This is a genomic window from Bacteroidia bacterium, from assembly GCA_037045145.1.
GTDB lineage: Bacteria > Bacteroidota > Bacteroidia > AKYH767-A > OLB10 > OLB10.
In genome coordinates this window covers 1,861,075-1,882,131 of sequence record JBAOIA010000011.1, presented here as the reverse complement: position 1 = coordinate 1,882,131, position 21,057 = coordinate 1,861,075, and the positions used below count along the sequence as shown (strand labels likewise).

Sequence of the window (21,057 nt, the reverse complement as noted above, 5' to 3'; positions counted from 1 at the left end):
GTAGTATTTTTAAAACAGCTATGTATCGGTTTATAATACTACAATCCCAGTGCGCTGACGATCCAACAAAGGTGCGAACCGTAAATTTTCCAACTTATGAAGGGCAGGTATTGCGTAAAAAGAAAATTTGCGGTTGGCTTTGTTGGTGTCTTTTTCTTTGGTTCGTTTCTTTTGGACAAGCAAAAGAAATGAACAGAGAAGTTACCCTCACCTCCATGCAGTGCAGCACATTCACAGTAAGCGGCTACTTTACCCAACCCGGCAGTTGCTTTTACAATGTAGCAAGCGTTACTTCTCCGGCAAATACTACGTGGAAAGATAGTGTTTGTGTAAACGTTCTCAATGCTTGTGCCAACACCGACACGACCTTTGCAGACAGTACTTTCTCCGGCAATGCAACCATCAACAACCAATCAATATTTGTAGCCAACCGCTTTTATGTAAACGGAAATTTAACACTGAACAACTGCACTGTTTACACCGCTGCCGGAGCGCAGATAATTGTACAAAACGGAGGTGTCTTTACGATTAATAACACAACCATTCAGGCTTGTGATACCATGTGGAGAGGGATAGAAGTGTTGGCTAATGGTATTGTAACCTTAAACACAAGCACCATTCGCGATGCAGAAAACGGCATCTTGCTGCGCAACAAAGGCATTGTAAAATCTGTAAACAGTAATTTTTACGACAATATCATCGGCATTAATGCCCAGCCCGAACTGGCACAGAGCGATGTTTATGGCTTTGCACAACTAACCGTTGTGGGTACAACATTTACTAAGGCAAATGGATTTAAACCAAGTTATGTGGGGCAACCCACTCATGGCACTGTACCATTGAGTGGCATCTGGCTCAACAATATGTTTTGCACCATTGGTGACAACCTTTTTAATGAAAATTATTTCAGTAAAATGGAGTTTGGCATTTACAGTGTTAACAGTCATTTAACTTTAACTAACAGCAAGTTTGAGTTTATCAGTAACAGTGGCAGTTGGCCAACCAAACCCAGCGGAACGGCTGTTGTCAGTTGGGGCAACAGCCAAAACACATTGGGAGTTTTTAACATGCTACCTCTGGCATCCGGAGGCACTACAGTGCAGCAGTGCGACAGAGGTATTTACGCTATTTACAGTGAATTAAAAGCGCACAATCTAACCTTTAGACAAGTGTTAACGGGTATCTATGCTGCGCGTTGCAAACTACGCACAGCAGACATCACCTACAACGATATTCAGGCAAAGAGTTATGGTATATATTTGTCGCGCAACGAAGGTGCAAAATCAGTAACAATTGAAGGTAATACCATAACCATGCAAGGAAGCAGCAAAGGCGTAGGTATAACACTTGATGAATTAACCAACACCTCCAGTGCTAACTACAATATTTACAACAACATGATTGCATTACATGCAGCTGCAACAGGCATAAAAAGCAGCTTTGCACTCAGGCCACAAATCAACTACAACAACATTAATCAATATACCGTTGGCTCACAAAAACCTTTAACTACAGGCATTCAGCTATTAGGCAGCGACACGGCAACGGTAACATGCAACTACATAATTTCCAACTATCCAGCCGACACACTTTTAATATCTAAAGGTATGGAGGTAGCACAGAGCAAAGGCTTTAACATCAACTGCAATCACATACGTTTTCAAAACTGCGGAGTGTATATGGGTGGTGATTGCACCAAAAACAATGTATATCGTACCAACGATGTGGACAGTTGCGATATGGGTTTGTACCTGAACACTGCTGCCATCATTGGCCAACAGATGCAGAAAGGCAACCGGTGGTTAAATGTGCTTAATAAAGTTAATGCAACCAATTTGGGTGATCCAGCTTTATCTCGAATTATAATTCACACACCGGTTAACACCATCTGGCATCCACTGAATTATTCACCTAACGGACCATGGTTTATTCCGCAATCTGGCACACCTGACCAATGCGGCAATGACTGTTATGCAGCCTTTACCACATCAGAAGACACACTGTTGCTGTATAACATTGCCAGAGGCGATACTTTGTCAACAGAATTTATTGAAGAAACTAAAAGCATTGCCCAACAAAATCTTTATGAACTGCTTGTTGCCAACGACACCCTTCGTGGCAGCGACTCGGTGCTTGCTGCTTTTTATATAAACAATCAAAACACTGTTATCGGCAAACTGAGTGAAACAAAGGATTTTCAGAAATCAGCCTTTGTTATCAATGGCTATTTTAATAGTTTGTTAGCTGCATCCGATAATTTGATACAACAGATTACTGACAGTTTGAATATTGTTGATAACTTATTAAAACAAAACTCCACTACACTTTACGAAACCATGTTGGATAATCTTGTACAACAATTAAACACACAGCAGACTACACGTAAAAATTTAATGCAACAGATTGAAAATATCCAAACAGGCAATTGGGTTAACAGCACCAATACTAATGCTGCGGTGCAACCGGTAACGTTGCCGCAGATAAATCAAAAAACAATGACTGAGCTACTGCGAAAAGCAGAACAGCTAGGCGAAGACAGTTTGCAGACTGATATGAATACACTGTTAAACATTGCCATGCAATGTCCCTACAGTGGTGGGGTCTCTGTTTATCAAGCAAGAAACATGCTGGCATTGTTTAACGACAGTTTGGAGTATGACGACCTGTATGCCTGCTTGCAGGAAGGTATTTACAGAATGGCTCAAACGGCAAACGGACTTACAAACTATATAGCCATAGATTTTGATTTGGTGCCCAACCCTGCCGATGGCAAAACAGAGGTAAGGATACTGTCACCGGTTGATGGATTAACGAAGTTAACACTACGCACCATGCTGGGGTATATGATGGGCGAATGGCAGCTGAATGGTGAAAAACAGTTTACCATTTATACTCATAAGTATTTACAGGGCATGTACATGGTAGAAATAAAAGACAGCAACGGTTATAGCAGGGTTAAAAAATTAATTATTGCACGATGAAAAAGCTAATAACAATCAGTATTATTTTATTGCATGGCTTTAGTTGTTTGGGGCAGGGTTATAATCACAATTATTTGTTGGGGTATGATGTTGTTGGAATGCCTCCTTATACATCTTCTGGTAAAGCAATAGCAGAAATTGACTCAATTAACTTTAATGTATTCTCACAAGTAAGGAAGATGAAATTTATGGAGGCACAGGCCAATATTTCCGACAGTGCCGGTAATTTATTGTTTTATACCAACGGTTGTTGGATTGCCAATGCAACAGGAGATACTATGGTTAATGGTGGTGGATTAAACCCAGGTCCATTCGCAAATGGATATTGTTCATTTGGTTTTCCAAAACCAATTACACAAGTAATTTTGCCTTATCCTGATAGTGTGGGTAAATATTTGTTGCTTCATCAAACAGGCGATGTAAGTGTATATCCGCGCAATCTGTATTACTCCATCATTGACATGTCTTTGGATAGTGGTCGTGGAGCAGTGACACTTAAAAATCAAATTGCATTTAGCGACACATTGGTTTTTGGAGTTACAGCCTGTAAACATGCCAATGGCAGAGATTGGTGGGTGGCAGTACTTAAAGACAGCAGCGATGTGGTGTTTACGGTATTGTTAACCCCCAATGGCATCACTAATATTCAGCAGCAACATTTAAATGTGCCGATGCACACAAGTTTTAGCTCTATTCAGGTTTTTTCGCCTGATGGAACAAAGTATGCTTATATAACTATGAATCCTACTGGAATAATGGGTAAACCTTTAAAAAGGGATATTCGGCTTTTTGATTTTGACAGATGTTCCGGTTTATTTTCAAACTCAAAATACACATTATTACCTGATTCAATCTATGGATTAGGATTAGGATTTTCACCTAATTCTAAATTACTGTATCAGTTTTCGCAAATCAATATTTACCAGTATGACTTGCAGGCTGCTCAAATTTGGCAAACACAGCAATTGGTTGCCCAGTACGATACATTTTCTTATGGTGGTTGGACAGATTTTTGTTATATGTACCTTGCGGCCAACGGTAAATTTTATATTTCATCGTGTAGCGGAGCACCCTATTTTGGTGTTATTGACCAACCGGATAGTGCAGGTTTAGCTTGTAATGTATTGCAACATGCTGTCCAAACACCATGCTATTTAGGTTTTTCACATGTTAATCATCCCAACTACTATCTTGGTTGTGATACCACACAAACTACCTGCCCATGTTTGATTACAGGCATTAATGACGTTAAGCAACATGATTTCAAATTTTCAATTTCCCCCAACCCAAGCAATGGTAATTTTAAAATAGTTTATCTCTTGCCACAGAACAAATCCGGCACACTTCAATTATTTGATATAACCGGCAAACAAATTTACAAACAAAACCTGCCGCCTTGGAGCACTATGCAATACATCTCATTGTCCAAAATCGCTAACGGAGTTTACCAATGTGTGATTAGCAGCGGCAATGAAAGGGTGCATAAAAAGTTGGTTGTCTTTAAGGAGTAATAAAAAAGCTTCCCCTTTTAGAGAAAGCCTTTTGTTTTTCTTAAATCTTAAAAATTAATAGTAAGTCAGTCTGATAACGTCAGCAAGATATTTTGCAAAACGAATTACCTGACGGCTATAGCCATATTCATTATCATACCAAACATAAAGCACTGCTGTCTTTCCGTCTTTACTAACAATAGTAGCAGGACTATCAACAATGCTTGCGCATGGATTTCCTACAAGGTCGGTGCTTACTAATTCATTACCGTACGAGTATTGAATTTGCTCAACCAAATCACCTTTAAGTGCTGCTTCTTTCAGAATTTCGTTGATGGAATCTTTATCTGAATTTTTTCCTAACGTCAGGTTCAGAATTGCTAAGGATACATCAGGAGTAGGAACCCTTACAGCATTGCCTGTAATTTTACCGGCCAATTCAGGTAAAGCTTTTGATACTGCTTTATCAGCACCTGTTTCAGTAATTACCATATTTAAAGCGGCCGAGCGACCTCTTCTGTATTTTTTATGATAGTTGTCAAGAAGATTCTGGTCGTTTGTATAGGAGTGAATGGTTTCTATATGTCCACGTTCGATGCCTAATGTTTTATTAATTACTGCCAACACAGGAACAATGGCATTGGTTGTACAAGAGGCCGCAGAATAGATTTTTTCACTTGCATCATGTTGTGTTTGATTTACACCATAAACAACATTAGGAATGTCACCTTTGCCGGGAGCTGTTAATAATACTTTATCTACTCCCTTTGAAAGTAAATGTTTACCTAAACCTTCACGGTCGCGTGCAACACCGGTATTATCAACCAGCAGCGCATTGTTAATCCCATACTTTGTATAATCAATATCTTCAGGATTCTTTGCTGAAATCATGTGTACGGTATGTCCATTAATTATGAGAGCACGATTTTGAATATCTTCAATCACAGTGCCCGGAAATGGCCCATGAACACTATCTGTACGTAACAAATCTGCACGTTTGATAATATCTTCATCACTTTTATCACGGGTAACTATTGCACGTAAACGAAGCTGTTCGCCTTTGCCAGCCATGATAGTTAGCTCGCGCGCCAGCAATCGGCCTATACGACCAAAACCATAAAGAACAACATCTTTAGGTGTTAATGTCTTTTTGCCTTTACCGATAAAATCCTTTAGTTTATCTGCAATAAACTTACTTACCGTTTGATATTTCTCTTTATCAACAAGCCATTCATGAGCCAAACGTCCTAAATCGAGACGTGATGGTGCAAGATCAATAGCGTTTAACTCTTTGGCAATAGCTAAAGCGTCAAAAATATTAATCGGCTTTTTTACAATTTCCTTAGAATACTGAATCAGGTTCAACAATTGGCTGCTACTGCGATCAATCATCTGATTGCGAAACATAACCAATTCTACTGATTTGTCGAACCATAAAGATCCGGTAACATGAATTAACTCAATGGCAGCTTTCTCAGCCTTAATCCATTCGTTTAAATCCTGTTCATAGTTTACATCATTTGCTGCTGTTGTTTGCATTTTTTATTGATTTTATTCAGGCTGCAAATATACTCCATGTTTACAAACGTTTTACAACAAAATTGTCCCATTTATTACATTACAACTACTTTGTAATTCAGTGTTTTAAAATGATTTTCTGATTAACTAAACAACAACTTGTTAAAAACATTTTATTGTTCTATCCGTTTAACGGATTATTAGATTGACTTTTGTTGTCTGAAATTCAAGGTGGATGAAACAGCTTTTAAACATATTTATTATGCAGTGGGCAGATAAAACAATCAGTCTTGTTGGGCTGGTGCTATTTAAATCTTCTGTTCTTGCAGGTCTTCTAAGTTTTACTTCCAAAAAGAAAAAAGAAACTTATAAGGTAGTGATTGAAAAAGAAAAGCTTTAATCGCTATTCAGAAGTGATCATCAGCTGTTGATTGATCAAAAATATTATCCGGATCATTTTTTCTCACGTCAATTTTATTCAACAACTTACTTAGAGTATCCAGCAAAAACTTTTTGTTTTCAAGAGCAAAGCTAATCAGTGATTTTGCAGCAACATAGCCTAACGTTCCATACAAAGCCGACCCACTTTTACGTTGCGCACCTCTGCCAATTAAATACTCGGCACCAATCCTTAATGCGCTACCGGCAATGCCGGTCTTGTTTTCAAACAATAATGACTTAAAGGTTTTATTCAGAATATTGGCTGGTGTCAACTCACTTTTCAATGTGTTGATATTATTAATCATTTTGTCTTCTAAAACCAAACTGCGTTTATGCAAGACATTTTTTGCTGCCAGCAACTCTTTATAGTTGGTAATTTTTGACTTATTCATCAGCTGCATTTTTTTCAGAACTATTAAGTCGTTTGATAATAAAATCCATTAAAGGCTCTTTTATCAGTCGTTGTGAAAACACAGCTACACCAATCAATAAAACAAAAAAGAACAATGCCATAATAAAAAAGCCTGCATACATACTGTTTAAATATTGACCTATCAGTAATGCTAATCCAACACTTAAAAATGCAAAAACAACCAATGCAAGAATGGCAATAACAAACACAACTGTAAGTGACGATACTATTTCAGACAGTTTTTGCTGAAAATTAAGATAGGTTAACTCAAGTTTTACCTCAACATATTCCCGTGCCTCTTCGTAAAGTGTCTGCAGCGTATTTTTTTCCTGTGGCATATTCCAAATTACGATCAATATTCTTTAGCTGATGGATTGCCATCTTCCATTTCTTTGGACAAGTTATCAAGTTCATCATTAGCTTCATTTATTTTTCGTTTGATATCATCGAGGATATCTTCTCCTTTTTTTCTGATTTTTCTGCGTGTTTCTTCGCCTTTATCAGGAGCAAATAACACTCCGAGTATAGCACCGGCAGCAGCCCCTATCAGCAGCGCACCTAAAATTTTTGAACCATTAGACATAGCATATTATTTTAATAATTTTATTTTACAAAGATAATCACCCTTTACAGTTTATTGATGAATATTTTAGCAAAACAACATAGGTGGGTAATTGTTTAATCGCCATCTGACAATTGTTCTAAAAGAGACTGCAGTTCTGCCTTAGTTTTTTGTTTGCGTTGATTTTCTGCCAGCAAAAGACCTTCCTGACATAATTTTCTGGCTTTTAAGAGATCTATATCCTGTAAGAACAAAGCATACTGATAAAAAACAGGTAAATAACTTCTGCTTACTGATAAAACCTTCTCAAAATAATTTACAGACTGCTCCTCATTATTTAGCTTAACGTGTTCTAGTGCAAGGGCGTATAAAACAAACAATTCCTGTGGATTATCGGCATACATAGCCTCTAGTTGCTGAAGTCTGTCTGTTGACATTTCATTCACATTTATTTCAATGAAGTACAATAATACCTATTTTTGCATTCCGAAAAAAGTAGTTAATCATTTTAAATATGAAAATTTTAGTTTGTATCAGTCATGTACCCGACACGACAACCAAAATAAGTTTCACTGCCGACAATAAATCTATTGCTACATCAGGCATACAATACATTATCAACCCTTATGATGAAATTGCTCTTACTCGTGCATTGGAACTGACTGAAAAATCAGGTGGAACCGTTACTGTAATTAATGTTGGTGATGCTACCACAGATGCCACTTTGCGCAAAGCTTTAGCCATTGGCGCAACAGATGCTGTGCGGATAGATGCCAATCCGGCAAACGCTTCTTTTGTTGCTGCACAAATTGCAGACTATGCATCGAAAAATAGTTTTGATTTGATTCTTACAGGTCGTGAATCTATTGATTACAATGGTTCGCAAGTTGCAGCAATGGTTGGTGAGCTATTAAACATTCCATCAGTAAGCATTGTAAAATCGCTTGAAGTAGCTGATAAAAATGTTACCCTTGAGCGCGAAATTGAAGGAGGTAAAGAAATTGTTTCATGTCCTACTCCACTTGTTGTTAGTGCAACTGAAGGGATGGCTGAACCACGTATTCCCAACATGCGCGGAATAATGAGTGCCCGCACCAAGCCTTTGCAGGCTGTTGCTGCAGTTGCTACGGAAACACATCAGCAATTGGTAGGTTATGATAAACCTGCGCCACGAACACAGGTAAAGTTAATTGATGCATCAAATGTAAAAGCACTTGTAGATGCATTACACATAGAAGCTAAAGTTATTTAATAATATAAATCTGAGAATTAAGATATGAATGTTCTTGTATATATAGAAACTGCAGAAGGAAAATTAAAAAAATCGGCAACGGAAGTTTTAAGTTATGGTAAAGCAATTGCTAAAAACTCAGGAGGCACCTTAACTGCACTTGCTGTTGGTGATTTAGCACCTGATGAGCAAAACAAGGCAGGCCGCTATGGTGCTGATAAAGTTTTACATGTAACAAATGAAAAATTAAAGCAATTTATAAATCAAGCGTACGCTTCAGTAGTTGCAGAAGCAGCAAAACAAAGCAATGCATCGGTTGTAGTAATTTCAAACACATTTAATGGCAAGGCTATGGCACCAAGGGTTACTGTTAAGCTTAAAGCCGGAATGGTTGATGGTGCTGTTGGTTTACCTGATTTAAGCAATGGTTTTAAGGTGAGAACTTCAGCCTTTTCAGGCAAAGCATTTGCTGACATTGAGTTGACCTCTTCCATAAAAGTTATTACTGTTTCGCCAAACAGTTTCAAAGCAGAAGAGAATCAGGCATCGGGCACAGTTGAGTCATTTAGTCCATCTGTTGCTGACAGCGATTTTACTGCTCTGGTAAAAGAGATCGTAAAAGCTTCAGATAAAATTTCTTTACCTGAAGCCGAGATTGTTGTATCTGCTGGTCGTGGTTTAAAAGGACCTGAAAACTGGGGAATGGTAGAAGAACTTGCAACTTTATTAGGTGCTGCAACAGCATGTTCTAAGCCTGTTAGTGATGCACATTGGCGTCCACATAGCGAACACGTTGGACAGACAGGATTGGCAATAAGTCCTAACTTATACATTGCCATTGGTATATCCGGTGCAATACAGCATCTTGCCGGTGTTAGTTCCTCCAAAACTATTGTGGTTATTAATAAAGATCCGGAAGCCCCATTCTTTAAAGCAGCTGATTATGGTATTGTTGGTGATGCATTTGAAGTAGTACCAAAGCTTATTGAAGAGGTTAAAAAATTTAAAGCCGCTAATGGCTGATTATATTAAAAGTTTGTTTACTTTTAAACCTTGATGAAAAAAATAAGACTCGATATTTTCGGTTTGTCTTATAGTCAGGCACAAAGTGGAGCCTATGCCTTGGTATTGAATGAGCAGGGCGGCACACGAAGGCTACCTATAATCATTGGTGGTTATGAGGCTCAGGCTATAGCCGTTGAGTTGGAAAACATGACTCCCAGCCGACCGCTTACACATGATCTTTTTAAAAACTTCTCTATTTCTTTCGGAATCCATATTAATGAAGTAACAATCTACAACTTGAAAGAAGGTGTTTTTTATTCAAAGATTGTCTGCAGCAATGGCGAAAAACAACTTGAAATTGATGCCCGCACCAGTGATGCAATTGCCTTAGCCGTTCGTTTTAACTGTCCGATTTATACATTTGACTTCATATTGTCGCAGGCCGGAGTTGAAATTGAAGGAGAACTAAATGTAAGTGATGAACCGAATGAAATTACCAAACCTGAAAAGACTTTTCCTCCTCAAAGAAAAAAGCCCAAAACACTTGCTTTAAACGATTTTTCACACCTTTCCACTGAGGAGCTTAACGAAGCACTTATTAATGCCATTGACAACGAAGATTATGAAGCTGCTTCTAAAATCAGAGACGAATTAACAAGGAGGAATAAATAAACTTCGCTAGGAGAAAGCTACTGCTTGAGGTGTGATATAAAGCTGGCGTTGTTATTTATTTTTCTTACCAAACACAGAAATGTTAACATACCTTCCGGGGTTTGCCTTTAAGTCAATGAGAAGTTTATCAAGATTAGCAGATGCACTATTGAGGTTATTGTAAAGACTGTCGTCATTAACCAACTTACCCAAACTGCCTTGCGAGTTATCAATTTTGCCTAACACACTGTTTAGTTCGGCAATAGTTTTATTGAGTTTTTCAATGGTGAGGTTAAGTTGCAATCGGCTAAGCGAATCGCTTAGTGAGTTAACATTTTTTAAAATACCATTGATGTCAGACTGTTTATTGTTGAGGTTTCCGGCTACACCATCAATATTTGCAAGCATACTGTTGAGCTTACTATTTGAATTATTCACCATTTTATCCAGACCTTCAGTAGTGTGCTCCAGATTAGCAAAAATATTATTCAGGCTGCTGCGTGAACGCTCATTGATGAGTTGTGTTAATGCAAACGATAATGAATCGAGTGAGGTAACCAATCCTTCTGCCTTACTCTTTAATGGTTTAATCTGATCTGTTAACCCTGACTGCACATTACCTACAAGGGTATCGCCATTTTTTGCAGGTGTTTTGTCCTCACTCATTTCAAGTTCTATGGCCTTTGAGCCTAACAAATCACTTGAAACAATAACTGCATTTGACGATTTGGGAATAAAAACATTATCATCTACTCTTAGAGTAACAATAAGCCGTCCGCTTTTGTCTTCGGCATAAATAATTTTATCTACCTGCCCAATTTTAAACCCATTCATAATTACAGGGTTCGATTTTACGATACCATTCACATCGTCATAAACAACATAATATTTGTTTGATGTAGAGAATAAATCTGTCCCTTTTAAAAAGTTCATACCCCAGAAAAAACCGGCTATGGTAAGTGTAAATGCTATGCCTACTTTTACTTCGTTTGATATTTTCACGTGATTTGAATTTATTTTTTTATTGCTTCTGCCTCTTTATTTGAAATTCGCTTGCCTTTATAGTAAGGCGTAACAAATGCATCTTTATACCCCTTTGCCCTAAGCTGTGATTGTGCTGATAATGCTTTGGCATGCGTTGTAAAAACACCCTGGCATACTCTAATCATCCCATTTTCTGCTTTAAAAGTATTAATGTCGGGCAGATTTTCAAATCGCTTTAATTCTTCTTTTGATGCCTCTGGCATTGCTGCCAGCTGTACGGTATAAAAAAAATCAGGTAATTTATCTGAATTGGCATTTTCTTTCTTCACCTCTGAAGGAATCACCTTTTCTTTAGAAGCAATAGGCTTAACAGTAGTTTCTGTTTTGTTATTTTCTGCTGGGTGCGTCTCCTTTTGGGTAACAGGTGTGTCTGTATTCTTTTTGACTGTTTCCTTTTTTACTTCCTGATTTTCTTTAGTGTTGTTTGGCGTTGCTGTATTTTTCTCACTATCAGTTGCCTTTTGAGGTGGTTGTGTGGTTTCCTTATCCGATTGATTATCGTTATTTTTTACTTCTAATATGTTTTTATTCAAGTCATTCTCTGCACTCCCTTGAGGAATTTTAGCTCCTGGAGTTTCCATATCTAATTTATACTCCATAAAAGCCCTGAAAATACTTGAAGCAATAGCATTCTGACCTTTCTCTGTAAGCAAATATTTTTCCTCTGTTCTGTTTGTTAAAAATCCGGTTTCAATCAGAACTGATGGCATAGCTGTTTTATAAAGTACTAAAAAACCTGCCTGCTTAACACCTCGGTTATAACGTCCGGCATACACTTCAAACTGCTGCTGAACTGCCGAGGCAAACTTGAGACTTTGTGTCAGGTAGGCATTTTGATATAAAGTAAAAACAATGTTGGCTTCAGGCGAATTAGGATCAAAGCCATCATACTTTTGTTTATAATCTTTTTCTAACAGCACTGCGGCATTTTCACGTTTAGCCACATTAAGATTGTCTTCTGTTTTATGCAAACCCATAACATAGGTTTCAGCTCCAAATGCTGCCGGGCTGCCGGAGTTGCAGTGTATGCAAATAAAAAGCTCTGCATGATTACGGTTAGCAATTGCAGCGCGCTCATGCAATTCAACAAACTCGTCAGTTTTTCTGGTGTAAATAACCTTTACATCAGGGTATTTTTGAGTAATCATTTCTCCCAATTTCAGTGCTACTTCAAGTGCAATTTGTTTTTCTTTGGAAGAGGCACCTAAGCAACCTGAGTCATGTCCGCCATGACCGGGGTCTATTACGATGGTCTTGATTCGATACGGCTCCTTATAGGTTCCATTAGACGCTGAAATACAAATAAAAAACAACAATGATATTGTAAAAATGACCCTTATTTTTATCATCTTATAAATAAACAACATGATTCTGCGTTTCTTTGGATGGTGTTAAATTCTGTTCAATTACCTTTGCGGCTCCAAAAATATCGTTTTTAACTCCATCTCCTTTTTTTGTAAATGACCGTTTTTAAAAACTTATTAACGATTACAATATTGTGGTGCCTGACGGTCATTATATTTTCAACTGAAAATATACTTGCACAAACGCCTCTAAAAGATTCATTATCCATTGATACAGTGTCTAAAGACACCATTAAAACAGGGGTCAACAATGACATAAAATCAAAAGTTCATTATGTTGCTGATGACACCATTGAATTTGACATTGAGCATGAAAAGGTTTTTATGTATGAAAAAGCTCAGGTTAATTATGAAAATATTGAACTTAAGGCTGCCTATATTGAAGTTGACTGGAATACAAAGAATGTTTTTTCGGCAGGTCTCCGCGATTCATCAGGAAAACTTTATGGAATGCCCGTTTTTAAGGAAGGCGATGATGAATTTAAAGCAGATACCATGCGTTATAACTTCGACACGAAGAAAGGTAAGGTTTATCATGTCATAACACAGCAAGGCGATGGCTTTATACATGGTGCCATAGTTAAAAAAGTTGATGAAAGCAGTTATATACGCTATGGCAAATACACTACCTGTAGTTTAGATACCCCACACTACTATATTGCAGCAAATAAACTCAAAGTAATTCCCAACAATAAAATAATTACAGGGCCGGCTTATCTGATTATTGGCGATGTTCCAGCACCTGCAGCCATTCCTTTTGGGTTATTTCCTAACACTAAAGGTCGAAGCTCAGGAATATTATTTCCTGCATACGGTGAAAGCAATGCACTTGGATTTTTCTTTAAAAATGGTGGATATTATTTTGGAATTAGCGATCATGTTGACCTTCAACTTACAGCAGATATTTATACACTTGGCAGCTGGGCTGTAAAAGCATCTTCACGATATAATAACCGTTATCATTATAATGGAAATTTATCCTTCCTCTACTCTATTATTAAAGTGAGCGAAAAAGATTTACCTGACTATAGCCGAAGTAAAGAGTTTTTCATAAACTGGAGTCACTTACAAGATCCAAAAGCCAGACCCAACGGAATTTTCTCCGCTTCTGTTCGTGCAGGCTCAAACGACTATTATACCAGAAATATTTCAAGTGCATCAAACTACCTGACCAACACGTTCAATTCATCAATTTCTTATTCACGCTCATTTTTCAATAAACAACTCAACTTCTCATCTGCCATCACCCATTCGCAAAACACGCAAACCAAAATAATTTATTTAACTGCACCAAGCATTAATCTGAGCATGAATACCATCTATCCATTCCGTAAAAAAGAACAGGAAGGCACACTTGCATGGTATGAAAAAATAAGTGTTGGTTATAGCAGCACATTACAAAATCAATTACAGAATCCCGATAGTTTATTTTTCAAAAACACGACACTGCAAAAGATGAAAAACGGGATGCAACATAACATTCCGGTCAGTGCATCATTTAAAGTGATGAAATATTTTAATCTTACACCGGTAATCAATTTTAACGAACGCTGGTATATAGAAACCTACAAGCAACGATTTGATGCCGAAAATAACAGCATTATGACCGACACTGTTAAAGGATTCAACGCTGCACATGAATACAACGGCTCGTTAAGTCTGAACACAAGAATTTATGGTATGAAGCAATTCAAGAAAGGGAAAATAGCTGCAATAAGACATGTGCTTTCACCAACATTAAGCTATATGTACAGACCGGATTTTGGTGAGAATAAATATGGTTATTATAAAACTGTGCAAACAGATAGCATTGGCAACAGCAGACGTTATTCCATCTACGAAAACACACTTTATGGCGGACCTTCACAAGGGAAATCAAATTTGCTTAGTTTTAGTTTAGACAATAATCTGGAGATGAAAACCAGACAATATACTGATACAGCTGTCAACATTAAAAAGATTAAAATTCTGGAAAGTTTTGGTTTATCTGCATCATACAACTTATCAGCAGATTCATTTAATCTCTCGCCCATCGGTATGAATGCCCGAACTACGCTTTTTGATATGGTTAGCTTAACAGCATCAGGAACTTTTGATCCATATCTGATGAACGATCAAGGAATACGAATTGCAAAATATTCTCTTACAGAGAATGGAAAAATTGCACGACTCACCTCAGCCGGTGGTAGTGTTGGTTTTAATCTGAATCGTCAGAAAGGAAATAAAAAAAGTTTAAAAGGAACCATGGAGCAGGTAAAAGAAATCAATGATCATCCTGATGATTATGTTGACTTTTCTGTACCCTATAATTTGTCTGTCAATTACAGCATTACCTATTCACGACCGACAAATGAGAAAGGAAATTTATCGCAAATCGTTGGTTTCAATGGAGATATTTCATTGACAGAACATTGGAAGATAACATTCAATTCAGGTTATGATTTTCAAACCAAAAAGCAGTCTTATACCTCACTAGGATTTTATCGTGATTTACATTGCTGGGAAATGCGTCTTAACTGGGTGCCTTTCGGCTATCAGGCCAACTATTATTTTCAAATTAACGTAAAGTCTAGTGTACTTCAGGATTTAAAGTTGACCAAGAAAAACGACCGCTACGATAATTTCTAATTTTATTCAACACTAAATTTCTGACCTTCAATGGCAAGTTCTGTATTTTTAAATACTGTCCGTGCTTCATCGAGCAAAGGTTTTAAATCGCGATAGCGTGCAGAAAAATGACCCACTATTAGTTTATCAACCCCTGCTTTTTTTGCAATAGTTGCAGCCTGCAGGCTTGTTGAATGAAAAGTTGTTTTAGCCCGCTCTGCCAAATCATTCATAAATGTTGCTTCATGATAGAGCAGGTTTACGCCTTTTATTTCATCAATAATTGATTCATCATAACATGTATCGCTGCAGAAAGCGTAAGAACGTGGTGCTGTAGAGGAAATAGTCAGCTCTGCATTAGGAATAATTTTTCCTTCGTCATCTTCGTAATCAAACCCGTCTTTAAGTCTTCCATAGAAAGAAAAAGGAATATTATGTTGTTGCAGCTTGGCAATAATTAACTTTCTGGGCTTAGGCTTTTCAGAAAAAAGATATCCCGTGCAAGGGATGCGGTGGTTAAGAATAATTGATTTAATGAGCATATCATCATCTTCATAAATTATGGCAGGTGCATAATGCTGAACAGGATGAAAAATCAACTGATATCGCAATCGTGTTTGCGACAATCGTAATTGAAGTTCTATAACGTCCATTAACTCCGGCTGGCCATAGATGTGTATTTCGCTGGTGCGCCCTTGCAGGTGCATTGTTGAAAGCAAACCTACAAGGCCCAAATAATGGTCGCCATGCAGGTGTGAAATGAAAATATGCGAAAGTTTATTGAGCTTAAATTTATATTTCAGAAACTGCCCTTGTGTGCCTTCACCACAATCAATCAAAAAAAACCGCTCCCGGATATTTAAAACCTGAGCGGTAGGATGACCTTGAAAGATGGGCGTTGCCGAACTACTACCTAAGATCGTTACTTCAAAATACATTACTTTGAAATAATCATCCTTCTGGTGATGTTGGCTGTGCCCGAATTGATAGAATACATGTAAATTCCTGCTGAAAGATTTTCGGCATTTATAGTATAAGTATTCACGCCTCTTTTTGCAGAAATTGTTTCACTGAAAATATTTTTACCAAGAATGTTATAGATTTTAAATTCGAGCTTGGTGTTTACCGGTGAATTAAAATACACAACAGACTTTTGTTTAAAAGGATTCGGTAGGTTTTGCGACATACTTAATTTGTCTTTTGGCAAAAGCTCTATCACTCCTGAATTGGTGTCAATGGTAATGGTATAATATGTCACTGACATAGGCTGGCCATAAGATATACCAAGGTTGGTTATTTTGCCTCTGGCAATGATATCTACAGTAATAGGATATACACCAGCTGTTACAGGTGTACCAGAAAGCAGAAGACAACCATTGCTGCTTGCCAAAAACTGACAAGTTCCGGGATTGCATGCATAGGTCAGTCCGGGAGGTAATCCTGAAACACCCAGAATGGTAATTGAGTCCAATTCAAAATTTGCATTAAATGGCACACCATTAAAATTGATTGTGGCAGTAGTATCAAAAAATGTTCTTACCTGAATAACCTGATTGTAGGCTACACCCACTGTGCCATTGCTCAAGCCGGTAGCACTGTCGGGATAAACACCGGGATCAATTATTGTTGGGTCAGGAGTACACTGCGACATTGCAATGCCTGACATGGAGATGAACATCAACGAGAAGAGTAACTTTTTTATCATATATAGGAGTTTAAAATTCAGTTTACAGAAGCGGCTTTGTTGATTTGAGCCAATGCTTCATCAATTTTTGGCACAATGGTTAATACTGAATCAAGTTGTGATATGTTGATTAGTTTCTTTACCGGTTCGCTGATTTCTGTTACAATGAAATTACCATTGGCATTGCGGCAAATTCTATTGCCTACTAAAATAGCACTCAGTCCTGATGAATCACAATATTGTGTATCGGAAAGATCGAGGACAATATGAATGAAGCCCTGGCTGTTGAGTATCAACAACTCCGATTTAAGTTCAGCGGAAATAAGTGTATTAAGCTTTTGTTCGTGAAGCTTCAGCACTGCGTATTTTTCTTTTTTGTCTAAGGTATAATGCATACTAGTTGGATGTAAAAATGTTGCAAACAAATATAAAAAAGATATTTTAATAAAAACAAATAGGCTGTCCTATTTATAAAATCAACCTACCGGCTGACCGGCTAATAAATATAAAACTGCCATGCGAACAGCCACACCGTTTTCAACCTGATCTAAGATTATAGACTGATCGGAATCAGCAACTTCAGTAGTAATTTCAACTCCGCGATTGATTGGCCCGGGGTGCATGATGACAATTTTTTTCTGTAATTTTTTTAATATGTCGAGTGTGATACCATATTGCATAATATACTCTCTTAAAGACGGAAAGTATTTAATATCCTGACGTTCAAGTTGAATACGTAATACATTAGCTACATCGCACCAGTTCAAAGCATTAATGAGGTTGGTTTCAACTTTCACACCCAACTGCTCAATATATCTTGGAATCAAAGTAGCAGGACCGCAGACCATTACTTCTGCACCCGATTTTTGCAGACAATAAATATTAGACAAAGCTACTCTTGAATGCAAAATATCGCCAACGATAACCACTTTTTTACCTTTTAATGTTCCTAACTTTTCACGGATTGAAAAAGCATCAAGCAGTGCCTGTGTTGGATGTTCATGTGTTCCATCGCCTGCATTAACTATCACAGAATTTACTTTTTGTGACAAAAATAATGCTGCACCAGGTTTGGGATGACGCATCACCACCAAATCAACCTTCATGGCAAGAATATTATTGACTGTGTCAATTAATGTTTCGCCTTTATTGACTGATGATGATGATGCTGTAAAATTCAGCACATCGGCAGAGAGTCTTTTTTCGGCCAGCTCGAATGAGAGACGTGTGCGGGTAGAGTTTTCAAAAAATAAATTCACTACTGTAACATCACGCATGGAAGGCACCTTTTTAATTGGCCTGTTGATGACTTCTTTAAAAGTTTTTGCTGTATCAAGAATAAGGTTGATATCTTCAGGATTCAGGTTTCTGATACCAATAAGATGTTTAACGCTTAACTTTCCCATTCGTTTTTGATTTGATTTCAGAAACCAACCACACACCGTCTTTGCTGCCGCTCTCCTTCCACTCTACCTGCACTTTATCATTAATGGCTGTATCAATTGCCTGACCTGTATAATCTGGCTCAATTGGAAACTGTCTGCTGAATTTTCTGTCAATTAAAACTAATAACTCAACCTTGGCAGGACGTCCAAAAGCCATCAGTGCATCCATTGCTGCTCTAATGGTACGTCCGGTAAACAACACATCGTCAACCAAAACCACATTCTTGCCTTCAACAATAAAATCTATCTCTGTTCGTGAGGGCATCAGCAACTTTTCACTTCTGCGGTAATCGTCTCTGAAAAATGTAATATCCAATGCGCCATGCTGAATAGTACTCTCCGGTAAAAATTCTGAAAGCCTTTTACAAATGCGTTTAGACAAGGGTACACCCTTTGACTGTAACCCAATGATACAGGTATCTTTAAAGTTGCCGTGGTTTTCAATTAGCTGATGACAAAGGCGCTCTATGGTAATATCCAATTGTTTGCCCGCAAGAATTAAATGTGTCATCGTGTGGCAAAAATAGCATTTGATCTTAATTGTAAAAAATCAAATTACATTGCCGTTTAAAATTTACCCTAAAATTTTACGGAGGCATCAAATACTCTAATAGCAATACCGATATTTAAACGGTTGCCTTTTGCTTCTTTAATTGTGGATTTAAATGCTCTATGGCATCGGCCAAAAAGCAAGGAATAATGGCATGGTGCGTCAGCTCAATTTTATTTGGATCACTAAGCGACTCAATCATGTCATAATATTTTTCGCTGCTGTAGTGCTCAATAATTTTTTCCTTTTTATCAGGGCGATTAAAATAGCGGTACATTCCCTCTGCATCTGCTTCCGGATGAAATTGCACTCCCAATATTTCATCACTGAACCGAAGTCCCATAATTGCACGCTCAAAGGGAACATGGGGTCTGATTTTTTCAAGGCAAAGTAATTTGCCACCACTACGTACTATTTTATCTATGTCAGGTGTGGTCACCTGCCATTCTCTGGAGTCAACTGCAAAAAACGGTTCAGGAAGACGGCCAATAATTCTGTCATTATTCCCATCTTCAGTTTTGTGAATGGGAAAAATTCCGAACGAGGGAGAATGTCTTTCACTCACTACTCCAAAGCCTAAATGATGTGCCATCATCTGAAAGGAATGACATATCAGAAAGGCATATTTCTTTTTATTGTCAGCGTCAGCATTGTGCGCTAAGAGTTTATCCCAAAGAGCATAAAATGGTTCTTCCCACTCATCACCTGCCGGCAAAGGACAACCAGGACCTCCTGATGATATATAGATATCGTAGCTTAAATCAGGCACTTCATTCTTTTGTCTGACATCAAAAAAACTACATTCAATAAACTTACTGAATCGGTCAAGAATGGTGCCGATGCTGCGCATGCCTTCGTTGGGTTCACCATTATACAAATCGAGCACTGCAACGCGCACAGGAATAAAATTTGTCATTACTTTTTTCCCTTTTTTACGGGAATATCAATATTTGTTTCACTTATTATGTAATCTACCACCTTTTTCAGGTCTCCGGTTTTCTCAAAAACTGCCAATTGCCTGTCGGCACCGGTACCATTCTTCATCATATTAAAAACATGATTTACCTCCTTGCGTGAACCTAAATCGCCCACAACATCATCAATAAACTCTGTAATTTCTTCAATCAGCAATTGCGTTTCTACCTCTTTTTCTTTACCGAAATCAATCAATTTGTCATCAATACCATAACGTGCGGCACGCCATTTATTTTCATTGATTAATGCTCTGGAATAGGTTCTGAAACTCAGATTAAACTGCATCAACAAATACAACTTGGCGATGATGCCCTGCATGATAGCTGCCAGTGTAATAGTTTCTTCAATACGCATCGGAATATCGCAAATTCTGAATTCTATGGTATTGAAGAACGGATGCAATCGAATATCCCACCACACTTTCTTGGCATTATCCATACAATTTGTCTTTACCAGCAACTGAATATAAGCATCATATTCAGCAGCACTCGAAAACTCGTCCGGAATACCTGTCCTCGGAAATTTATCAAAAACCTTGGTTCTAAAAGACTTAAAACCTGTATTTCTTCCTTCCCAAAACGGTGAGTTGGTAGAGAGTGCAAAAATGTGTGGTAAGAAATATCGTGCCTGATTCATCAGTCTGATACCAATTTCTCTATCGTCAATTCCAATGTGCACGTGCAATCCAAAAATGAGATTGCTTCTTGCAGCGTCCTGCATCTCGCGAATAATTTCTTCATAACGTGGATGGTCGGTAATGAGCTGATCCTGCCAGCGCGAAAATGGGTGTGTGCCGGCAGCTGCAATCACCAGTCCTTGTTTATGCGCCAACTTAGCCACCATCTGACGCAGATAGGTAACTTCCTTTCTTGCTTCAGAAACATCTTTGCAGATGTTTGTTCCCACCTCCACAACACTCTGATGCATTTCGGCCTTTACCTGCTCTTTTAAAATTACTTTGCCACCTTCAACAATCTGATGCATGTGCGATCGCAACTCTCTTGTTTTCGGATCAATCACCTGAAACTCTTCTTCTACACCGAGTGTAAACTGAGGTAGTCTGAATTTTTTATTGATGTATGCCATACTTTATTCAG

General features: G+C 37.9%; 21 protein-coding genes. 7 read left to right on the top strand and 14 right to left on the bottom strand.

All coding sequences use genetic code 11. The features are described from left to right. Positions 1–20: 20 nt before the first annotated feature. Together V9G42_08910 and V9G42_08905 are read left to right on the top strand one after the other, a co-directional pair. Positions 21–2,981: a T9SS type A sorting domain-containing protein gene (locus V9G42_08910; protein ID MEI2759530.1), complete on the top strand. Its 2,961-nt coding sequence runs from the start codon at positions 21–23 to the stop codon at positions 2,979–2,981. Next, positions 2,978–4,492 (top strand): T9SS type A sorting domain-containing protein, encoded by a 1,515-nt coding sequence (locus V9G42_08905; GenBank protein MEI2759529.1) that lies wholly within the window; start codon positions 2,978–2,980, stop codon positions 4,490–4,492. The genes V9G42_08910 and V9G42_08905 overlap by 4 nt, the downstream gene beginning before the upstream one ends. A gap of 54 nt (positions 4,493–4,546) precedes the next feature. Here the strand turns inward: V9G42_08905 and V9G42_08900 are convergent, their stop codons facing one another. Beyond that, positions 4,547–6,010, bottom strand: a complete 1,464-nt coding sequence (locus tag V9G42_08900; GenBank protein ID MEI2759528.1) for a glyceraldehyde-3-phosphate dehydrogenase — start codon at positions 6,008–6,010, stop codon at positions 4,547–4,549. A 214-nt stretch (positions 6,011–6,224) separates the two neighbouring features. Here V9G42_08900 and V9G42_08895 point away from each other — a divergent pair, with 214 nt between their 5' ends. After that, positions 6,225–6,389, top strand: coding sequence for a hypothetical protein (locus V9G42_08895; GenBank protein MEI2759527.1), 165 nt, complete (start codon positions 6,225–6,227; stop codon positions 6,387–6,389). Positions 6,390–6,396: 7 nt separating this feature from the next. Here the strand turns inward: V9G42_08895 and V9G42_08890 are convergent, their stop codons facing one another. From V9G42_08890 to V9G42_08875, 4 genes are all read right to left on the bottom strand, one after another. After that, positions 6,397–6,822: a hypothetical protein gene (locus V9G42_08890; protein ID MEI2759526.1), complete on the bottom strand. Its 426-nt coding sequence runs from the start codon at positions 6,820–6,822 to the stop codon at positions 6,397–6,399. After that, a complete protein-coding gene (locus tag V9G42_08885) occupies positions 6,815–7,180 on the bottom strand; it encodes a phage holin family protein (GenBank protein MEI2759525.1) in 366 nt (121 codons plus the stop codon). Before V9G42_08885 ends, V9G42_08890 begins: the two co-directional genes overlap by 8 nt. A gap of 14 nt (positions 7,181–7,194) precedes the next feature. After that, positions 7,195–7,425 carry a YtxH domain-containing protein gene (locus V9G42_08880; GenBank protein MEI2759524.1) on the bottom strand — a complete coding sequence of 77 codons (231 nt, stop codon included), beginning with the start codon at positions 7,423–7,425 and terminating at the stop codon, positions 7,195–7,197. A gap of 95 nt (positions 7,426–7,520) precedes the next feature. Continuing rightward, positions 7,521–7,841 (bottom strand): tetratricopeptide repeat protein, encoded by a 321-nt coding sequence (locus tag V9G42_08875; GenBank protein MEI2759523.1) that lies wholly within the window; start codon positions 7,839–7,841, stop codon positions 7,521–7,523. 77 nt (positions 7,842–7,918) lie between these two features. On the opposite strand from V9G42_08875, the gene V9G42_08870 reads away from it, so the two are divergent. Genes V9G42_08870 through V9G42_08860 form a run of 3 tightly spaced genes read left to right on the top strand, consistent with a single transcriptional unit; the run spans position 7,919 to position 10,312 of the window. Then, a complete protein-coding gene (locus V9G42_08870) occupies positions 7,919–8,656 on the top strand; it encodes an electron transfer flavoprotein subunit beta/FixA family protein (GenBank protein ID MEI2759522.1) in 738 nt (245 codons plus the stop codon). Between the two features lie 24 nt (positions 8,657–8,680). Then, on the top strand, positions 8,681–9,658 hold the full coding sequence (locus V9G42_08865) for an electron transfer flavoprotein subunit alpha/FixB family protein (GenBank protein MEI2759521.1): 978 nt from the start codon (positions 8,681–8,683) through the stop codon (positions 9,656–9,658). A gap of 33 nt (positions 9,659–9,691) precedes the next feature. Continuing rightward, positions 9,692–10,312, top strand: coding sequence for a bifunctional nuclease family protein (locus tag V9G42_08860; protein ID MEI2759520.1), 621 nt, complete (start codon positions 9,692–9,694; stop codon positions 10,310–10,312). Between the two features lie 51 nt (positions 10,313–10,363). On the opposite strand, the gene V9G42_08855 is transcribed toward V9G42_08860, so the two are convergent. Continuing rightward, complete coding sequence (locus tag V9G42_08855) at positions 10,364–11,293, bottom strand: MlaD family protein (protein ID MEI2759519.1); 930 nt, start codon at positions 11,291–11,293, stop codon at positions 10,364–10,366. Positions 11,294–11,304: 11 nt separating this feature from the next. Then, complete coding sequence (locus tag V9G42_08850) at positions 11,305–12,684, bottom strand: N-acetylmuramoyl-L-alanine amidase (GenBank protein MEI2759518.1); 1,380 nt, start codon at positions 12,682–12,684, stop codon at positions 11,305–11,307. A gap of 111 nt (positions 12,685–12,795) precedes the next feature. On the opposite strand from V9G42_08850, the gene V9G42_08845 reads away from it, so the two are divergent. Then, complete coding sequence (locus tag V9G42_08845; protein MEI2759517.1) at positions 12,796–15,327, top strand: putative LPS assembly protein LptD; 2,532 nt, start codon at positions 12,796–12,798, stop codon at positions 15,325–15,327. A 2-nt stretch (positions 15,328–15,329) separates the two neighbouring features. Here the strand turns inward: V9G42_08845 and V9G42_08840 are convergent, their stop codons facing one another. From V9G42_08840 to V9G42_08810, 7 genes are all read right to left on the bottom strand, one after another. Further along, complete coding sequence (locus tag V9G42_08840; GenBank protein ID MEI2759516.1) at positions 15,330–16,244, bottom strand: ribonuclease Z; 915 nt, start codon at positions 16,242–16,244, stop codon at positions 15,330–15,332. Next, the gene (locus V9G42_08835; protein ID MEI2759515.1) at positions 16,244–17,011 is read right to left on the bottom strand and encodes a T9SS type A sorting domain-containing protein; all 768 of its coding nucleotides are present in this window, start codon (positions 17,009–17,011) and stop codon (positions 16,244–16,246) included. Before V9G42_08835 ends, V9G42_08840 begins: the two co-directional genes overlap by 1 nt. 17 nt (positions 17,012–17,028) lie before the next feature. Further along, positions 17,029–17,385 carry an STAS domain-containing protein gene (locus V9G42_08830; protein MEI2759514.1) on the bottom strand — a complete coding sequence of 119 codons (357 nt, stop codon included), beginning with the start codon at positions 17,383–17,385 and terminating at the stop codon, positions 17,029–17,031. Positions 17,386–17,466: 81 nt separating this feature from the next. After that, positions 17,467–18,396 carry an aspartate carbamoyltransferase catalytic subunit gene (locus tag V9G42_08825; protein ID MEI2759513.1) on the bottom strand — a complete coding sequence of 310 codons (930 nt, stop codon included), beginning with the start codon at positions 18,394–18,396 and terminating at the stop codon, positions 17,467–17,469. Beyond that, complete coding sequence (gene pyrR / locus V9G42_08820; protein ID MEI2759512.1) at positions 18,377–18,946, bottom strand: bifunctional pyr operon transcriptional regulator/uracil phosphoribosyltransferase PyrR; 570 nt, start codon at positions 18,944–18,946, stop codon at positions 18,377–18,379. The genes V9G42_08825 and pyrR overlap by 20 nt, the downstream gene beginning before the upstream one ends. Before the next feature lie 115 nt (positions 18,947–19,061). Then, a complete protein-coding gene (locus V9G42_08815) occupies positions 19,062–19,901 on the bottom strand; it encodes a GMP synthase (protein ID MEI2759511.1) in 840 nt (279 codons plus the stop codon). Beyond that, positions 19,901–21,046 carry a carboxylate-amine ligase gene (locus V9G42_08810; GenBank protein MEI2759510.1) on the bottom strand — a complete coding sequence of 382 codons (1,146 nt, stop codon included), beginning with the start codon at positions 21,044–21,046 and terminating at the stop codon, positions 19,901–19,903. The genes V9G42_08815 and V9G42_08810 overlap by 1 nt, the downstream gene beginning before the upstream one ends. Positions 21,047–21,057 lie beyond the last annotated feature (11 nt).